The organism is Psychrobacillus sp. Z3-81, from assembly GCF_056620325.1.
In genome coordinates, this window is sequence record NZ_JBWQPU010000004.1 from 228,912 (window position 1) to 244,735 (window position 15,824).

The window sequence follows — 15,824 nt, forward strand, 5'->3', positions numbered from 1 at the left end:
GCCAACAGGATGTTGGTCAGGAAAACGTTGTCACACGATGTCACGTTTTTAGTTTTCCTTCCTTAAAGTAAGCCATAGCCGAACGCTACGCGTGCCGTTGCCATGTCTTACCTGTCTCCTTCATCCTGTTGGAGTCGCCGACGCTGCTACGAACCAATCATTGTTACCTACTAAAAATAAAATTTTATCAATAAATTTCAAAAAGAATAGAACCTATCAAGAAAGGAACAGTTTTGTCCCAGCATCATTCGGCTGTTCCTAAACCATCTATTCCTTTAGCCTTGGATCTCTTTATACATGCTGTGCTTTTAAAGAACGACGGAGGATTTTTCCTGTCGTATTTTTTGGAAGCTCCTCTAAAAATTCAAAGCTCTTAGGCACTTTATATTTTGCTAGCTTTTCAGCGCAAAATTCCTTTAATTGTTCTTCTGTTAGGCTAGCATCTTTTTTCACAATAAACGCTAGAACTTCTTCTCCAAAGTTTGGGTCAGGTACTCCGATTACTGCGGCCTCAACGATACCTGGATGTGCAAATAATACTTCTTCCACTTCACGTGGATACACATTATAGCCTCCAACGATAATCATATCCTTCTTGCGGTCTACAATATAGAAATATCCCTCTTCATCCTTTCGAGCAAGGTCTCCTGTATAAAGCCAGCCGTCACGAATTGTATGCTGTGTTTCTTCAGGCATGTTGTAGTAACCCTTCATCACATTCGGCCCTCTTACGATAAGCTCTCCTACTTCCCCTACTGGCACTTCTTCCCCTAGCTCATTTACAACCTTATTTTCCACGTTCACAATCGACATCCCGATAGAGCCAGGTTTTCTTTCTCGGTCAATTGGATTAAAGCATGTAACAGGGGAAGCTTCTGAAAGACCATACCCTTCAGAAATGCGCACATTAAATTTATCTTCGAAGTTATGAAGCAAAGCAATCGGTAGAGATGACCCACCAGAGATTGCTAATCGAATATTTGCAAAGTCTTCCACATTCCCATCTGGGTATTGGTATAGGAAATTAAACATGGTTGGAACTCCTGCGAAAACAGTCGCCTTATGTTCTTTCGCAACTCTAAATACGTCCTGTGGACTAAACTTTGGAACCAGCAGGATAGTAGCTCCAGTAAGAAGAGGAGCATTTACCACAACCGTTAAAGCGAAAACATGGAATACAGGTAGAGTAGCAATAATCCTATCCTCAGTATCGAACTGTAAATACTCTGCAACATCTCTCGCATTGGAATAGATATTTTGAAAAGTGAGCATTGCACCTTTTGGGTGTCCGGTTGTACCAGAAGTATATAAAATTACAGCAGTATCATCTGGAAGAATTTCTACTTCCGATACATTCGCCATTGTAGTGCTTAGAAGATAGGTAAAGGATTTTACCTTTGCTTTTATTTCATTAGGCAATGCAGCTAGCTTTTCTGGTGTTGAAGGGTCCGTTTCACAGATTATATAGCTTTCAACCGACGTAAACATACCTGCTGCCTTTTGGACAAGCGGAATAAAAGCATCTAGAGCAATTATTGCCTTTGCCTCACTATTTTTCACAATATAGCTGATTTCATCTGGCGCATAGATTGGATTAATTGGTACAGCGGTTGCCCCAATACGCATAGTTGCGTAGAGTGAAATTAAGAAATGTGGTGAATTTCCTAACAAGAATGCTACATTATCTCCTTTTTTAATCCCCTGAGAAGAAAGAGCTGTTGCAAATTGCTCGACTGACTGATTGAACTCTGCATATGTAGTATCTTTTCCCATAAAATGATAAGCAATCTTATCAGGATTTATGGAAGCCCTTTGTTGAACTTTTGTCGCTAACATAATAATAACTCCCCTCTAAATTTGAATGAATGGTCATTCATTTTATCCCCAATATAATTATATAGGAAAAGTTTTGACAATTCAATAAAAATTGGGTATAGGGGCCGGCTGAAGAACGCGCCTAGAAATGGAAGTTGCCGGGATAAATAAAATGAAAACCCTTATGATTCTATAAGATGCTCTGAATCATAAGGGCTTCCTATTTAATCTCTCATGGTTCTCCGCTGCGTCGGACGCTTTCCGTGGGCACGGATTGAGGCCAACAGGATGTTGGTCAGGAAAACGTTGTCACAGGATGTGACGCTTTTAGTTTTCCTTCCTTAATTAGCCAGTCGGTGCTCCTGGCGCTCCGCTTTCGTCGCAAATAAATTTGCTGTTCCCACAGGAGTCGCCGACGTTGCTCCGAACCAATAGTGATTCCTACTAATAGTAAATTTGGATCAATAAATTCCAAAAAGAATCAAACTTATCAAGAAAGGAATGGGGTTTGTCCAATCTTGCTTCTGTCTATTTTTTTGCCTCAGAGTTCTCCACTGTGCCGTTCACTTTCCATAGAAATCAACAGGATGTCGATCTGGAAGACGTTGTCACACGAAGTGACGTTTTTAGTTTTTCCTCCCTAGAACAAGCCGGCATCCTAGTATAGTAAGAGGAAATTTTATAACCAATGAATCAGTTATGTCCCAGTCACATGGCAGATTACTCCTGACAACTAATGTCAGCCTTGTAAACAGAGTTATTGAATATGCGCTAGATATCTCCAACGTATTAAAAAGAAATATACTAGCTCTATGATGGTAAAGGCTACTAATACAAGGAGCATTTCAGTCACAATCGACACTGCAGCTAGATCCACCCAAAACGCTTGTAGGAAGATAAAGGAGAAGGTGCTGTGCAGTGTTGCCAAGCCCCAAGGTAAAAAGAATTGAGGGACAAGCTGACGATTGACAATCTTTTTTAACTCTTTATTCGTAATACCCATTCTTTTGAGCACATCGTATTGCCGTTTGTCTCGTTCTAAGTCTGTATATAGCTTGAAGTAAACAAAGCTTCCTGCTGCTAGGATTAATACAGCCGCTACGAGGAGCCCAGTGAATAGCAGCAAGGAAAAGGTTGCTCGGATAATGGAATAATTTAAACCAGGGTTAGAAAAATAAAAGGAGTTATTGTTCTTACCAGACACAATACTCTCACTCATTACTTGGTCTAGCTCTACCCCAATATCCCTCGTTCGTAGCCACTCAGACACATGGAACGCATAGAATTTCGTCATGGACGATTCCATTCTTAAACCTTCTAGCGGCTCCGTTATAAGTGCATAGTCCTCATCGCTTATAATAAAGGCACCCTCCTCTAGAGCTATTGCAGGGAAGATGGCCTCATCATAGGTTCCAATGACTTGCAAAGGGATGTTGCTCTCTTCTAAAACTGTTTGCTGACCTTCTTCATAACGAAAGTCAGTCTCGTCTTCATCTATTGGGATGGAAAGAGCCTCACCAGGTATTAGATTAATCATCGGTAAGTTTAATGCCACGGCTAAGCTGTTTATCTCTGATTCCTTCACAATATTTTTCACTTCATTCGAGTTAGATGATGTCTGCTTTAATACCTGAAACGTGATAAGGTCATATGAAAGTCCCTCTGCCTGTAGCTCTTGGGAAAGTTTTGTAATATGCTCCTCCTCATAAGGATTGTCCCATTCACTTGCATAAAATATACTAATAGGATTCATTTCTCGATACTGAGCAGTAAAAGAAGTAAAGGATGTCACCACTCCCACTGATAAGAATGCAACTGTCGAAACGATGGTTACAACAAAAAACATTTGTGCATTGTCTTTTACTTTTATTGGGGTTTCGGCAAAGGCGATCAGTCGGAAGGGCTTCCAATAATGCTTCTTACTGTTTCGAAGACGAGATAACAAGAAAAGGATACTGTCTGTATAAAAGAAATAGGTACCAATCAATGCCAGGAAAATAATGATGAAAGTAACATACCAATGCATAGAAAAGGTTGAATAAATAACTAATGCATAGGCGCTCACGATGAGAAGCAGACCTAACGCTGCCCTCCACTTTTTATAATCAGCTCGGTCATTATTTTTTCCATAGCCTCTTATCAACCGAATGATATCTGTTTTTCCAAGGAACATAACACTACTAAAGGATATAGTTATAAATAAAAACAAGAACACGATAATGGTGAGAGTAAAGGGCTTCCACGAAAAATAGAGAGGGAGACTATCTAGTAGGAACATTTCTCGGATAATCATAAAAAAGAATTTAGAAAATGCATAACCAAAAAAGATTCCTACCGCAATAGATATAAACCCTAACAACATCGTTTCTAAAAAAATGAGACGATATAGCTGTCTTTTCTCCATCCCTAAGTTAAGCAATATCCCAAATTCTTGTGATCTGGCTTGTATAAATGCGTTCATGGAATAAAACAAAAAGAAAAGTGTAAATATACCAAGGACAATTTCTGCCATTAGCATCCCACCGAAGGCGATATCTCGTAAAAATTGGTCCTCTATCTTCGGGTGAAACATCAGCATGGAATACACAAAAAACACCATCACCGAGAAACTACTTGCAAGGAAAAATGCAAAATACACACGGCTATTTCTTATGACATTGTTATAAGCGAATTGTTGAAAGGTCATTTACATTTCCACCTAAGAGAGATAACACATTTAAAATTCGTTGAAAAAAGGTTTGTCTGCGGTCATCCTTATATATTTCATTAAAATACTGACCATCCTTGATAAAAAGGACACGATCACAATAACTAGCTGCTATCGGATCATGAGTTACCATAATAATAGTCGTCTTCTCTTCTTTATTAATTTTACTTAATAGCTCCAATACATCCCTTGAAGATTTTGAATCCAAGTTACCAGTAGGCTCATCTGCAAGAATGATTGCTGGTCGATGAATCAAGGCTCGTCCAATCGCTGTTCTCTGAGCTTGGCCTCCAGAAATTTCAGAGGGTCTATTCTCTAAAATGCCTTGTAAGTTTAATCGTTCTGCAACCATTTGTACTTCTTTCTTCATTTCTTCCACAGGTCTTCTATCTAGTGTTAAGGGAAGTATCATATTTTCTTCCACCGTAAGTGCTGGAAGCAAATTAAAATCCTGAAATACAAAACCAAGCTGTCTTCTTCGAAAAATGGACAGCTCGTCTTTACCTAGCTTCAATGGATTTGTGCCATTGATTAGAATATCTCCAGAGGTAGGTCGGTCGATGGTAGAAATAATATTCAGGAGCGTTGTTTTTCCACTTCCGGAAGGACCCATAACCGCTATAAACTCTCCCTTTTCTACTTCAAAGCTAAGCTGATCTAATCCTAGATGCGCCACTTTTCCTTCATAAACTCTTGTTATATCCTCAAGCATCAGTATCGACATCTTGATCACCTCTCTTGTTTGATTCTTGTTGCTGAAAGCGTATCGAGATAGTTGTACCCTTTCCAACAGTGGATACAATTGTCAGCTCATGACCCAATCGACTACATACCTCTTGCGCAAGATATAGTCCTATTCCAGTGGACTCTCCTACTTTTCTTCCGTTCTCACCGGTAAAAAAGGCTTTTGTCACACGCTTTATATCCGCAGCAGGGATTCCCATCCCTTCATCTCTTACGGAGAATAAGATAGAATCTTCCTCTCTTTCTGCATGGAAATAAATTCTTTTATTTTCCTCTAAGGTATACTTGACCGCATTCGTAATAAATTGAGTAATGATCAAACTCATCCATTTGGCATCGGTTGTAATCATACTTCCCTCTTCTATCGTGATAGAGGGATATATACGATTCCCAATAAACAATCGCTTATTCTTTGATACGGTTTCTGTAACCAATTCTTTTAAATCTACCTGATCTATTTGCATATCTTCTTCAAAGGTATCTAATCTTGCGTTCATCAAAACCGCATCAAGCCCTCTCTTCAAGCGATCTGTTTCCTCCAAGAGGCTTTTAGCGTCTACCTGCTCATTATTTTGAGCCATTAGCTCTAGTACAGATATTGGTGTTTTCATTTGATGGACCCAGTTATTCATGAATTGAAGATGTCTGTTTTGACTAGCATATAAAAGCTGGAGCTCTTTTTGATACAGTCTGTACAGATGCTCTAGATATACTTCGATTTGTCTTATTTCTGGCGAATGTGCCTCTCTTTGTAGAATTCCTTCCACTTTGGTCGGAACAGAAAGGATTTTTTTATAAAATGCTGCTTTCTTTAAAAATAAAGTAGTCAGGAACGTCAATGTTAAAATTAAGCTGATGACAATTGAATATATTGCTGTATCAAGATTTCGGAATCCATCCAGCCAATACAGTAGCATTACAAACAAGACGACAAACAATTGGAACACAATAAAAATTACATGCTCCTTTAAAAATAAACGTATCATTACGCATCCTCCGAGCTTAGGTTTAAACGATAGCCTGCTCCTCTAACGGTTTCAATCGTCGATGTCACTTTATAATCCGCTAGCTTTTTACGAACACGCGTCATATTCACATTCAAGGTATTTTCATCAACAAAGGATTGGTCATCCCAAAGCTCCTCCAAAAGTTGCTCCCTTGTGACCACCTTAGGGTAATTTCTTAATAATAGCTCTAATATCGTATTTTCTTTCTTTTGCAAGGGAATTTGAATTTCTCTTATATGTAGTTCCATTCTTTCTAAAAATAATTCCAGCTTTCCAGTCCTAACAACTCTTTCCTCATGTTTAGCGGCATACTCTCCATAGCTTCTTCGTAGATGACTTTTAATCTTAGCTAACACAATTTCATAGTGAAAAGGCTTAGTGATAAAGTCATCGCCACCATTTTCGAGCGCAAATACTTGATCCATCTCACCGGACCTAGCAGAAACAAAGATAATTGGGCAAGTCGTATATTGTCTCAGCTGACGACACCAATAGTAACCGTCATAGGAAGGTAAATTTACATCTAATAACACAATGTGCGGATCATATTCTTTAAATTCTTCAATGATATTGTCAAAATCTTTTATTGTACAAACGTCGTAATGATATTTACGCAAGGTTTCTGCTAAGAGTGATGCTATTTTACGATCATCTTCTACTACTAATACTTTATGTGTAGTCACCGTTATCCTCCTAAAAAAGCATTCGTTCTATTTCATCATAACAAAAAATGATTCTTTCATGCTTATTTCTCCATTATGTTCTTATATTATTTTACCTTTATCTACCTAAATGATATAGGTAAATAATAGCATTATATTTTTTCCAGCTAAATTCATCTTTAATATATTTTAAACATTTTTTGTTTTGGTTTTTAGACATGCGAATAGACAGCGTGGTTGTAATAAGCATTACCACCTTAGGCAGCATTCTATATGCCTTCTTCTTTAACGCCATGGGTGGTCAGCAGGTTCGTATAGACTCTGCTGCTGTCGTATTATCTGTCATCGCACAGATCCTCATGTTGAAACGTTTTGCGGAGCAATGGAATTTATTGATAGCTGTGAACGTTTATCGATGATTCTGTTATGGTTTATAACACTTATCCAATCTGTCGGAAACGATTGGTCCATGATGGTCATGTAGACTTATTCTTGATTAATTCCATCAATGGCTATGTTAACTGGGTGAGAATGCATAAGGGGCAAAAAGCGGGAATTGGTGAAATGAATAAGGAAAACGCTAAAGCCTATAAACTGCCCAACAAGCAAGTAACAGGACACTAATGGTACCCTGCTTGTTTGAACTATCGAAAACTCTAAGGTATAGAAAATCTAACACCGAAAGCAGAAAAGCACTTGTGATTCAAATAAGAATTTTGAATCACAAGTGCTTCATCTAATTTGTTTTGAATCTTAGTAAATTAATCCGATAAGCTCTTCTTTAGATATTCCTCCAAAGTATTTAGGAACGTCTACTGTTTCCAAAGCTTGTTCAATCGCATTTCTGCTATAGTTCTTACCTACAAGCAATACTTCGACTTCCTCAACCTCACCAACTCCAAAGAAATCACCAAAGAATTTTACTTCTTCAATTACTCCCTTGTTCACTTCTAAGCGAACATCTACTGATCCAGTGGGGAAGCGATGAGAATGACGGATATTAAATCTTGGTGATTTCCCAAAATTCCATTCCCAAGTCTGATAACGTTCTTCTGAGAGCTTATGAATGTTCTTCCAATCTTCCTCTGTCAGCTCCCAATACTTCACGTTTTCTGCTCCACCAAAAATGGAGTTTAAGATTTCTTGACGGAACTCTTCAATCGTCATTGGCTCCTCAAGAAAATCAACAATGTTTGCTACACGGCTTCGAATAGATTTAATACCCTTCGACTCAATCTTTTCTTTACTTACCTTTAAAGCAGATACAACTGCGTCAATTTCAGTATCAAACATTAATGTTCCGTGACTAAACATTCTTCCCTTTGTTGTGAATTGTGCATTCCCGGATATTTTCTTCCCTTCAGCTAAAATATCATTTCTCCCGGAAAGCTCAGCTTTAACACCCAACTTTGCTAAGGCATCTACTACAGGCTGGGTGAATTTCTTGAAGTTTCGGAAGCTATCTCCATCATCCTTTGTTATGAAACTAAAATTTAAGTTTCCTAAATCGTGATATACTGCTCCACCGCCTGAAAGTCTCCGCACGGGAATTATTCCATTTTTCTCTACGTAATCTGTGTTGATTTCTTCAATCGTATTTTGATTTCGACCAATGATGATAGACGGCTGGTTTATGTAGAAAAGTAAGAAAGAGTCCTTTTCAATATCCATTGTATTGAGAGCATATTCCTCAATTGCCAAGTTAATACGCGGGTCAGTTATTCCTTTATTATTTATAAAATACATGTACTTCACTCCTTTATGACCATTTTAACAAAAAATGTGAAAATGTGTTGACAAAATAATCTGTGTTATAATACAATACAAATAACAAATACAGTTATATAACAGATGGAGGTGGCCTATTATGTTAGAAAACGTACTAGAATTTTTCCGAAACCTGCCTGAAAAGAAATGTGCTAAATGTGGAGAAAAGATCGAAGAGCAGCACGAATGCTATGGTAATCACTGCGATACATGCAATTCCCTATAATCGTTTAACACGCCAACTAGTTAATTCCCCTTCCTAGTTGGCTTTTTTCATTTGCGCGTACATCCCCTAACAAGATCGGTGAATCTGTATTAGTTAATGTAAGGCTCGGTCCACTCCTTCCCTTCTTTTTACTTTGGTTCATAAGTTAACCACATTATCTTCAGTAGGATAGGCGACCTATCTATTTTTATACTTTTTAAAAGTTGCAGATTTTATTTTTTAGCGGTTTACTCTCGTTCGGGGGAGATTTACTCTCAGTTGGATCATGGTTACTCTCACTCAGAGGGAAGTTACTCTTGGATAGGAACCGTTTACTCTCGTTGGGCCGATTTACTCTCGTTCGAAGGGGAATTATTCTCGGTTAGCCCTGGTTTATTCTCGGTTAGAATGGTGGGAGGGGCATGGCCTTTGTCGGCATGGAAGCGGTTGGGCATTACTCTCGGATAGCACTACTTTATTCTCGATGAGGAGATGGTTACTCTCACTCAGAGGGAAGTTACTCTCGGATAGGAACCGTTTACTCTCGTTGGGCCGCTTTACTCTCGTTCGGAGGGGATTTATTCTCGGTTAGCCCTGGTTTATTCTCGGTTAGAATGGTGGGAAGGGCATGGCCTTTATCGGCATGGAAGCGGTTGGGCGTTACTCTCGGATAGCACTACTTTATTCTCATTGAGTCATGGTTACTCTCAGTCAGGTGGCAGAAGCAATGATAGGGAACAAAAAAATGACTAGATTACCAATAAGGTTAGCTAGTCATTTTTATGCCGGATTATTTCCCGTGGTTTTTCATGGAGTTGTCACTATCGTCTGGTAGAACCTTTTCCATATCGGGGTTTCCTACTATTAACTCTTGCTTTGGCATTACGTGAAGGTCCCTAGCAGTTGTGTGAGCGAACATATAGTAAACTCCATCATGCTCGAAAGTAAAAGGGGCTTCATATACGCCGTCCTCTGTGAGAACCCCATCAATCTTTACACTGTCATCTCTTAGACCTGATTCCCATACCTCAAATTCTACATGGTCAGCGTCATTAACGGCTTCTTCTCCTTGTGTCACTCTTGCAGAAAGAATTACTTCTTCTCCTACCGGTAATTCCTTAGCTGTTTGTATTTCCACTATAACTTCTTGCATCATTTCATTTTGATGGTCGGAATGGGTTTCCTCTTCTTCGGTACCACATGCTCCCATTATTAGTCCTGTTATTGTCAATGTCGCTAATAACTTTGCCTTCATTTGTTCCCTTCCTCCTAACTCTAATGTCTTCTTCATGTATTTTTCTTTTATTCCAGATTCAAGCTTTAAATCAATCATATACTAAATACCATTCGAAAACCGACGTAGTTGCCTATTTTTTCAACTATTTTGTGAAAAGTTATTTTGTAAAAATCATAATAAAAGCACCTACGATTTTATAAATAAAATCATAAGTGCTTAAAAGTTTATCCTTTTAGATGTTTCATCACTACATCTGCCATCGCATCTATGAACTGAGGCTGTGCATTTGGCATTTCCGGACGAACATAGGTAGCGCCTATTTCGTCACAAACAACCTTACACTCATAGTCATTGTCGTAAAGAACCTCTAAGTGTTCTGCAACAAAGCCAACTGGTGTATAAACAAAAGTTGTATAGCCTTTTTCTTCATGCAACTCTTTTGTTAAGTCTTGTACATCTGGACCAATCCAAGGCTCTGGAGTTTGCCCAGCACTTTGCCAGCCTACTGCGTAGTTTTTAACACCTGCAGCTTGCGCAATTAAATCAGCCGTTTCTTTTAACTGATTTTCATAAGGATCTCCCATTGTATTAATCTTTTCTGGAAGCGAATGCGCAGAAACAATGAGACATGCTTTCTCACGTTGTTCGTCCGTCATGTTAGCGAATGCTTCTTTTACTTTATCGCTCCAATATTGGATGAACTTCGGCTCTGTGTACCAGCTTTCAACAGAAGTTATTTTTAGATTTCCAAGCTTCTCCGCTTCCTCTTTTATACGGCCGTTATATGACTTAATAGAGAAAGTGGAGAAATGAGGTGCTAGAACGATAGAAACAGCTTCTGTGATTCCATCCTTATGCATAGCAGCTACCGCATCCTCTAAGAAAGGCTCGATATGCTTTAAGCCAATATACAATTTAAAGTCGATTACATCCTGCACTTCATTTAAACGATCACATAGACCTTTCGCTTGATCTTCCGTGATTTTTGCTAATGGAGAAATTCCTCCGATTGCTCTATAACGGCTAGTTAGATCCTCTAGCTGTTCTTCACTTGGCTTGCGTCCGTGTCTGATATGTGTGTAATAGCGTTCGATATCTGCTTCCTCGTACGGCGTACCATAGGCCATTACTAATAAACCCATTGTCTTTTTCATTATTGTCACCTCAAAAAAGTTAGTTAGATTTTTTACTGATAAGTTCTCTACTATATTCATGAATAAATGTGGTTAATCGTTTCAATACGTCAGGGTCAACCTCTGGGAACACTCCATGACCCAAATTGAAAATATGACCAGGCTGCTCCACACCTTGTTCAATGATTGACTTCACACGTTTTTCAATGGCAGACCAATCTCCAATTAAGTAGGATGGGTCAAGGTTCCCCATTAGTGTTTTCGTCAACCCTTTGCTACGAGCTTCTTTGATGGATAATCTCCAGTCCAATCCCACAACGTCTACAGGAAGGTCATGCCACTCGTTAGCTAGATGGCTTGCTCCAACTCCAAATGTAATAAGAGGGACGTTCGTTTCTCTTAGCTCGGAGAAAATTCGAGTCATCACTGGTTTAATGAAGATTCGATAATCTTCTACATTTAGTGCACCAACCCATGAATCGAAAATCTGGATCGCTTTCGCCCCCGCCTTTACTTGGGCTTTTATATAAACAACGATCATATCTGCAAGCTTGTCCATTAAAGCGAACCAAGCCTCTGGTTCCGATACCATAAATGCTTTTGTTTTGTTATAGCTTCTAGATGGGCCACCTTCAATCATATAGCTTGCAAGCGTGAATGGCGCTCCAGCAAAACCGATTAAAGGCACGTTCAATTGTTCAGTTGTTAAGAGTTTAATTGTTTCCAATACAAAAGGTACATCATCCTCAGGAGATAGATCTCCTAGATTATGAACGTCTTGAACAGTTCTAATCGGGTTGGAAATAACAGGCCCAACACCTGACTTGATTTTTACATCTACTCCGATACCTGGAAGTGGAGTTACGATGTCTTTATAAAGAATTGCCGCATCTACATTATAGTTTTCTACTGGCAGTCTAGTGACATAAGCACATAGCTCTGGCTCGTGTGTAATTTGCTCAAGCGAATATTTTTCTTTAATTTTTCTGTATTCTGGCTGAGATCTTCCTGCCTGTCTCATATACCAAACTGGTGTATGCTCCACCTTTTCTCCTCTTGCAGCACGCAAAAGAGTATCGTTAAAAGTAGCCATAAAAAAAGTTCCTACCTTTCTTCTATCATCCCGTACTTGTTTCCATACGATTAAACTATAGATGTTCTCATACATATTGTATAGTTATATAGGGTAATTGTCATAAAATTGTCTCTGTTTCTCTTAATTCCATCAGAATAAAGAGTTTTTAAATTTGCATTTTTGGGGAAAATAGTATTAATACAATCAGTAGGAGGGAAAGCATATGAATTTTTATATTACATCTGGTACACCTGAATTTATGTATAAAATCAAAGAAAAGTATCCTAAAGAACAAATATATTTACTACATGGCATCGGAAATACTGTACTCTTACATGAATCAAACGGCAAATCTTTGTTTCAGATGCCTCGTACTTTCGAAATTTTAGATGCGAGAGGAAACTTTAAAGAAAATGGCTATTTTGTCCTCTATCATATTCCCCTATCTGATGAGGGAAAACCAATTTTCGAATTTAAGTATGCCAATCTTTCCTCCACTGTAGATAATGAACCAGGCTTTTATGCACTGAGGGTTCTTAAACCAGTAAAATCAGACACCTATATCATTTTAACGGAATGGTCTAGTGCAAATAGTTATGAGGTTTGGGAAAAAACTCAAGATTTCGATTTTACACATATGGAGGATAAACAAAAGATCTTCACAAGCGCTCCCTATAAGACTATTTATCGTTCTAAGCCGAACGAAGAGGAAGAATAATAGGGTAACAGCTTCCATGCAAAGTGGGCCGTCTGATTCGGAGACGGTCCTTTTCGGTGAAGATTGTTGCATTTTGAGGCAACTACTACAGGAATTTCTCCAATAAGAAAGAGGCGTCCCATAAGTTTTTAACTTACGAAACACCCCCTATCGTTAGGTAGATTCAGTTTGATTCGACTTTACTTCCCCGAATGGTGATTTCAGAGATAACAAATGCCACTACAGGAATCAAGAAATTTAAAGCCATTAATTCTCCTTGTATAAGTACTCCGATTAAAATTACAACAGCTTGTATCAGTTGAATGATACGAATTAGTTTGTCTACTGCTTTCAGCCGTGCTTCCTTTCCAATCGGATATAACAAGTCCATACGGAACTCGTGGCCAGATAGGAGCGCATGCTTTAATTGGATGACTGTCGCAAATGCCAAGGCACCCAAAAATATCATTGATACGATTGGAAAAGGAATAAACACTACGCCAATCAGTGATAATCCAGTTAGCCTCACCCACAAATAAAAGTAATCATCTGTCCGAATAAAGGTACGTAGAATCAAATATAGCTGAGCATTTGCAGGTCCATAGGGAGCAAATCGATAGAAGAATGAAAGCCAGCCTCTTCTCTTCGTGGCACCTCTTATATATGGTACGTCTGTAAAATAATTTGCAAATCTGTAGAAACGCATCATTCTAGACTGTTCTACAGCAATGAAATGATCAAATGGAAAAGGAACTTCCCATCTTTTTTTATTCCATATAATGAAATAAACGACCAAAATTACTACGATTAACAAAAGGAACAGGTAGCTATTTACCATAGTAAAATAAAGGGCGGCTCCAATTAATAGAAAACGAACAAATCGATCAATCCATATTCCCGTACCGTTCGATGCCCATCTTACATGAAACTCCGTTTGAATACTCCAATATTTTAAAACTAACACTAGAATAAAAAGAGAAATCAATTCTTCCTTACTGCTTCCCCCTATTTGCGTCAATAAAGGGATAGCAACAATGAATATGGCTAAAGACAGAATAAGTGAAGAAAAATAGGTCCACTTTAAAGCCAGCTTCGTATACTCCCCTAGCTTAGTCTCTAGTGGTAAGAAATACACACTATCAGCATTCTTGAGGAGTGTAACTGGGGTACTCATAGTAAGCGCTAGTCCTAGCAAGAAAGACACAAGTAAATAGGCAGGAAAGTCCTTCGGTGCCGTGTTCAGCCATTCACTGTAAGCATAGCCCGCTGCCCCAATCGCAAACACAAGCACAATCGCCAAATGTCCAGAAACGATAAAGCGCAAGTATTTTTGTAGCTCATTTATATAGAATACAAAGCGCTTACTCCAAATATCATGCAAATTTTTCATTGTCTTGTTCCTTTGTCATCTCAATATATAAATCATCTAATGTGGCGAATGGCATGTTAAAGGCAGCGCGTAAATCAGTCATCGTGCCTTGAGCACGTATTTTCCCATTATGTAGGAGCAAGATGCGATCACAATATTTTTCTGCCGTTGAAAGAATATGCGTAGACATGAGAATAGAAGCGCCTGCTTCCTTTCTATCTTTCATTTGATCTAACAAGGATTGAATTCCCAGAGGATCTAGTCCGACAAATGGTTCATCAATTATATATAAGGAAGGATTCACTAAGAAAGCACACATAATCATTACCTTCTGGCGCATTCCCTTAGAAAAGTGTGCAGGAAACCAATTCAATCTTTTCTCCATACGAAATTCTTTTAAAAGGCTTTCTTTTCTTCTCTCGAATGTTTCTCTGTCTAAGTTATACGCCATTGCAGTCAGTTCTAAGTGCTCGTTAAGCGTGAGCTCATCATATAGTACAGGAGTTTCTGGAATATAAGAAAAAGATGAACGGTAAAGCGCCACATCCTCTTTTATCGTTTTTCCGTTAAGAAGAATATCACCTTTTACAGGATTCATTGTACCGATAATATGCTTAATCGTTGTACTTTTACCTGCTCCGTTTAATCCTATTAGTCCAACAAGCTCTCCCTTCTTAATGGAAAAATTTAAGTCATGAAGCACGGGCTTTCTTGTATAGCCACCTGTTACGTTTTTTACTTCTAATATAGACATCTCTACACCTCTCTTTATATGATAAGTTTACCAAAGCATGAAAGAAAAATCCTCTCCTATTCTTGAATTAGAAGGAACATTTCTTCAACCAACCTGTCCCATTGTATGTTAAACTTTTGCTAATAATGAATAGGAGGTCTTTTTCATGAGTGACTGTATTTTTTGTAAAATAATCGACGGAAGTATACCTAGCGCAAAGATTTATGAGGATGAGCATGTATACGCATTTATGGATATCATGCCTCTCACAAAGGGACATGCACTAATTATCCCGAAGAACCACAAAGAAAATGTATATGAGCTTTCGGAAGAAGAAGCAGCTAATTTATTTAAGGTAGTACCAAAAATTGCAACAGCTTTAAAGGAAACATTTGGTCCAGTGGGAATGAACCTAATTAATAATAACGGAGCCCCAGCAGGGCAAAGTGTTTATCACTTCCATCTGCATTTTGTTCCACGCTATGATCAAACGGATGGTCTTAAGGTGACTTGGCACACGAAAGAAAAAACAATTAGTACAGAAACCATTCAAGCATCGGCAAAAGAACTCGAAGAAAAACTAAAGAACTAGCAATTGCTTTTAAGGAGTAAAAGATTTACAATCATAAGTAAGTTTTCCTGCTGCCGATCATGAGGATACGTCAGAGGAGTA

The 15,824-nt window shown here is 38.5% G+C and carries 16 protein-coding genes; 5 read left to right on the plus strand and 11 right to left on the minus strand.

The window, feature by feature from the left end; translation table 11 throughout:
- Window positions 1–291 precede the first annotated feature (291 nt).
- From AC1ECF_RS06685 to AC1ECF_RS06705, 5 genes are all read right to left on the minus strand, one after another.
- Entirely contained in the window at window positions 292–1,839 is a 1,548-nt protein-coding gene (locus AC1ECF_RS06685) for a fatty acid--CoA ligase family protein (RefSeq protein ID WP_480388697.1), read from the minus strand.
- A 733-nt stretch (window positions 1,840–2,572) separates the two neighbouring features.
- Window positions 2,573–4,501, minus strand: coding sequence for an ABC transporter permease (locus AC1ECF_RS06690; RefSeq protein ID WP_480388627.1), 1,929 nt, complete (start codon window positions 4,499–4,501; stop codon window positions 2,573–2,575).
- On the minus strand, window positions 4,476–5,246 hold the full coding sequence (locus tag AC1ECF_RS06695; protein WP_480388628.1) for an ABC transporter ATP-binding protein: 771 nt from the start codon (window positions 5,244–5,246) through the stop codon (window positions 4,476–4,478). Before AC1ECF_RS06695 ends, AC1ECF_RS06690 begins: the two co-directional genes overlap by 26 nt.
- Window positions 5,227–6,252, minus strand: coding sequence for a sensor histidine kinase (locus tag AC1ECF_RS06700; protein WP_480388629.1), 1,026 nt, complete (start codon window positions 6,250–6,252; stop codon window positions 5,227–5,229). Before AC1ECF_RS06700 ends, AC1ECF_RS06695 begins: the two co-directional genes overlap by 20 nt.
- On the minus strand, window positions 6,252–6,956 hold the full coding sequence (locus tag AC1ECF_RS06705) for a response regulator transcription factor (protein WP_480388630.1): 705 nt from the start codon (window positions 6,954–6,956) through the stop codon (window positions 6,252–6,254). The genes AC1ECF_RS06700 and AC1ECF_RS06705 overlap by 1 nt, the downstream gene beginning before the upstream one ends.
- A 197-nt stretch (window positions 6,957–7,153) precedes the next feature.
- Here AC1ECF_RS06705 and AC1ECF_RS06710 point away from each other — a divergent pair, with 197 nt between their 5' ends.
- Entirely contained in the window at window positions 7,154–7,354 is a 201-nt protein-coding gene (locus tag AC1ECF_RS06710; protein WP_480388631.1) for a nicotinamide mononucleotide transporter, read from the plus strand.
- Between the two features lie 7 nt (window positions 7,355–7,361).
- On the plus strand, window positions 7,362–7,559 hold the full coding sequence (locus AC1ECF_RS06715; RefSeq protein WP_480388632.1) for a hypothetical protein: 198 nt from the start codon (window positions 7,362–7,364) through the stop codon (window positions 7,557–7,559).
- A 129-nt stretch (window positions 7,560–7,688) separates the two neighbouring features.
- Here AC1ECF_RS06715 and lplA read toward each other — a convergent pair whose 3' ends face one another.
- Window positions 7,689–8,681 (minus strand): lipoate--protein ligase, encoded by a 993-nt coding sequence (gene lplA / locus AC1ECF_RS06720; RefSeq protein WP_480388633.1) that lies wholly within the window; start codon window positions 8,679–8,681, stop codon window positions 7,689–7,691.
- 121 nt (window positions 8,682–8,802) lie between these two features.
- On the opposite strand from lplA, the gene yhfH reads away from it, so the two are divergent.
- Window positions 8,803–8,928 (plus strand): protein YhfH, encoded by a 126-nt coding sequence (yhfH, locus tag AC1ECF_RS06725; protein ID WP_480388634.1) that lies wholly within the window; start codon window positions 8,803–8,805, stop codon window positions 8,926–8,928.
- A 769-nt stretch (window positions 8,929–9,697) separates the two neighbouring features.
- Here the strand turns inward: yhfH and AC1ECF_RS06730 are convergent.
- From AC1ECF_RS06730 to hemE, 3 genes are all read right to left on the minus strand, one after another.
- Window positions 9,698–10,162 carry a FixH family protein gene (locus tag AC1ECF_RS06730; RefSeq protein WP_480388635.1) on the minus strand — a complete coding sequence of 155 codons (465 nt, stop codon included), beginning with the start codon at window positions 10,160–10,162 and terminating at the stop codon, window positions 9,698–9,700.
- A gap of 206 nt (window positions 10,163–10,368) precedes the next feature.
- On the minus strand, window positions 10,369–11,301 hold the full coding sequence (gene hemH, locus AC1ECF_RS06735; RefSeq protein ID WP_480388698.1) for a ferrochelatase: 933 nt from the start codon (window positions 11,299–11,301) through the stop codon (window positions 10,369–10,371).
- A 16-nt stretch (window positions 11,302–11,317) separates the two neighbouring features.
- Window positions 11,318–12,370 (minus strand): uroporphyrinogen decarboxylase, encoded by a 1,053-nt coding sequence (gene hemE / locus AC1ECF_RS06740; protein WP_480388636.1) that lies wholly within the window; start codon window positions 12,368–12,370, stop codon window positions 11,318–11,320.
- Window positions 12,371–12,575: 205 nt separating this feature from the next.
- Here hemE and AC1ECF_RS06745 point away from each other — a divergent pair, with 205 nt between their 5' ends.
- Window positions 12,576–13,070 (plus strand): antibiotic biosynthesis monooxygenase family protein, encoded by a 495-nt coding sequence (locus tag AC1ECF_RS06745; protein ID WP_480388637.1) that lies wholly within the window; start codon window positions 12,576–12,578, stop codon window positions 13,068–13,070.
- Window positions 13,071–13,233: 163 nt separating this feature from the next.
- Here the strand turns inward: AC1ECF_RS06745 and AC1ECF_RS06750 are convergent, their stop codons facing one another.
- Both AC1ECF_RS06750 and AC1ECF_RS06755 read right to left on the minus strand, forming a co-directional pair.
- On the minus strand, window positions 13,234–14,439 hold the full coding sequence (locus tag AC1ECF_RS06750) for an ABC transporter permease (RefSeq protein ID WP_480388638.1): 1,206 nt from the start codon (window positions 14,437–14,439) through the stop codon (window positions 13,234–13,236).
- Window positions 14,423–15,172 carry an ABC transporter ATP-binding protein gene (locus tag AC1ECF_RS06755; protein WP_480388639.1) on the minus strand — a complete coding sequence of 250 codons (750 nt, stop codon included), beginning with the start codon at window positions 15,170–15,172 and terminating at the stop codon, window positions 14,423–14,425. Before AC1ECF_RS06755 ends, AC1ECF_RS06750 begins: the two co-directional genes overlap by 17 nt.
- A gap of 145 nt (window positions 15,173–15,317) precedes the next feature.
- Between AC1ECF_RS06755 and AC1ECF_RS06760 the strand changes: the two genes are divergently transcribed.
- A complete protein-coding gene (locus AC1ECF_RS06760) occupies window positions 15,318–15,743 on the plus strand; it encodes an HIT family protein (RefSeq protein WP_480388640.1) in 426 nt (141 codons plus the stop codon).
- Window positions 15,744–15,824: the final 81 nt, after the last annotated feature.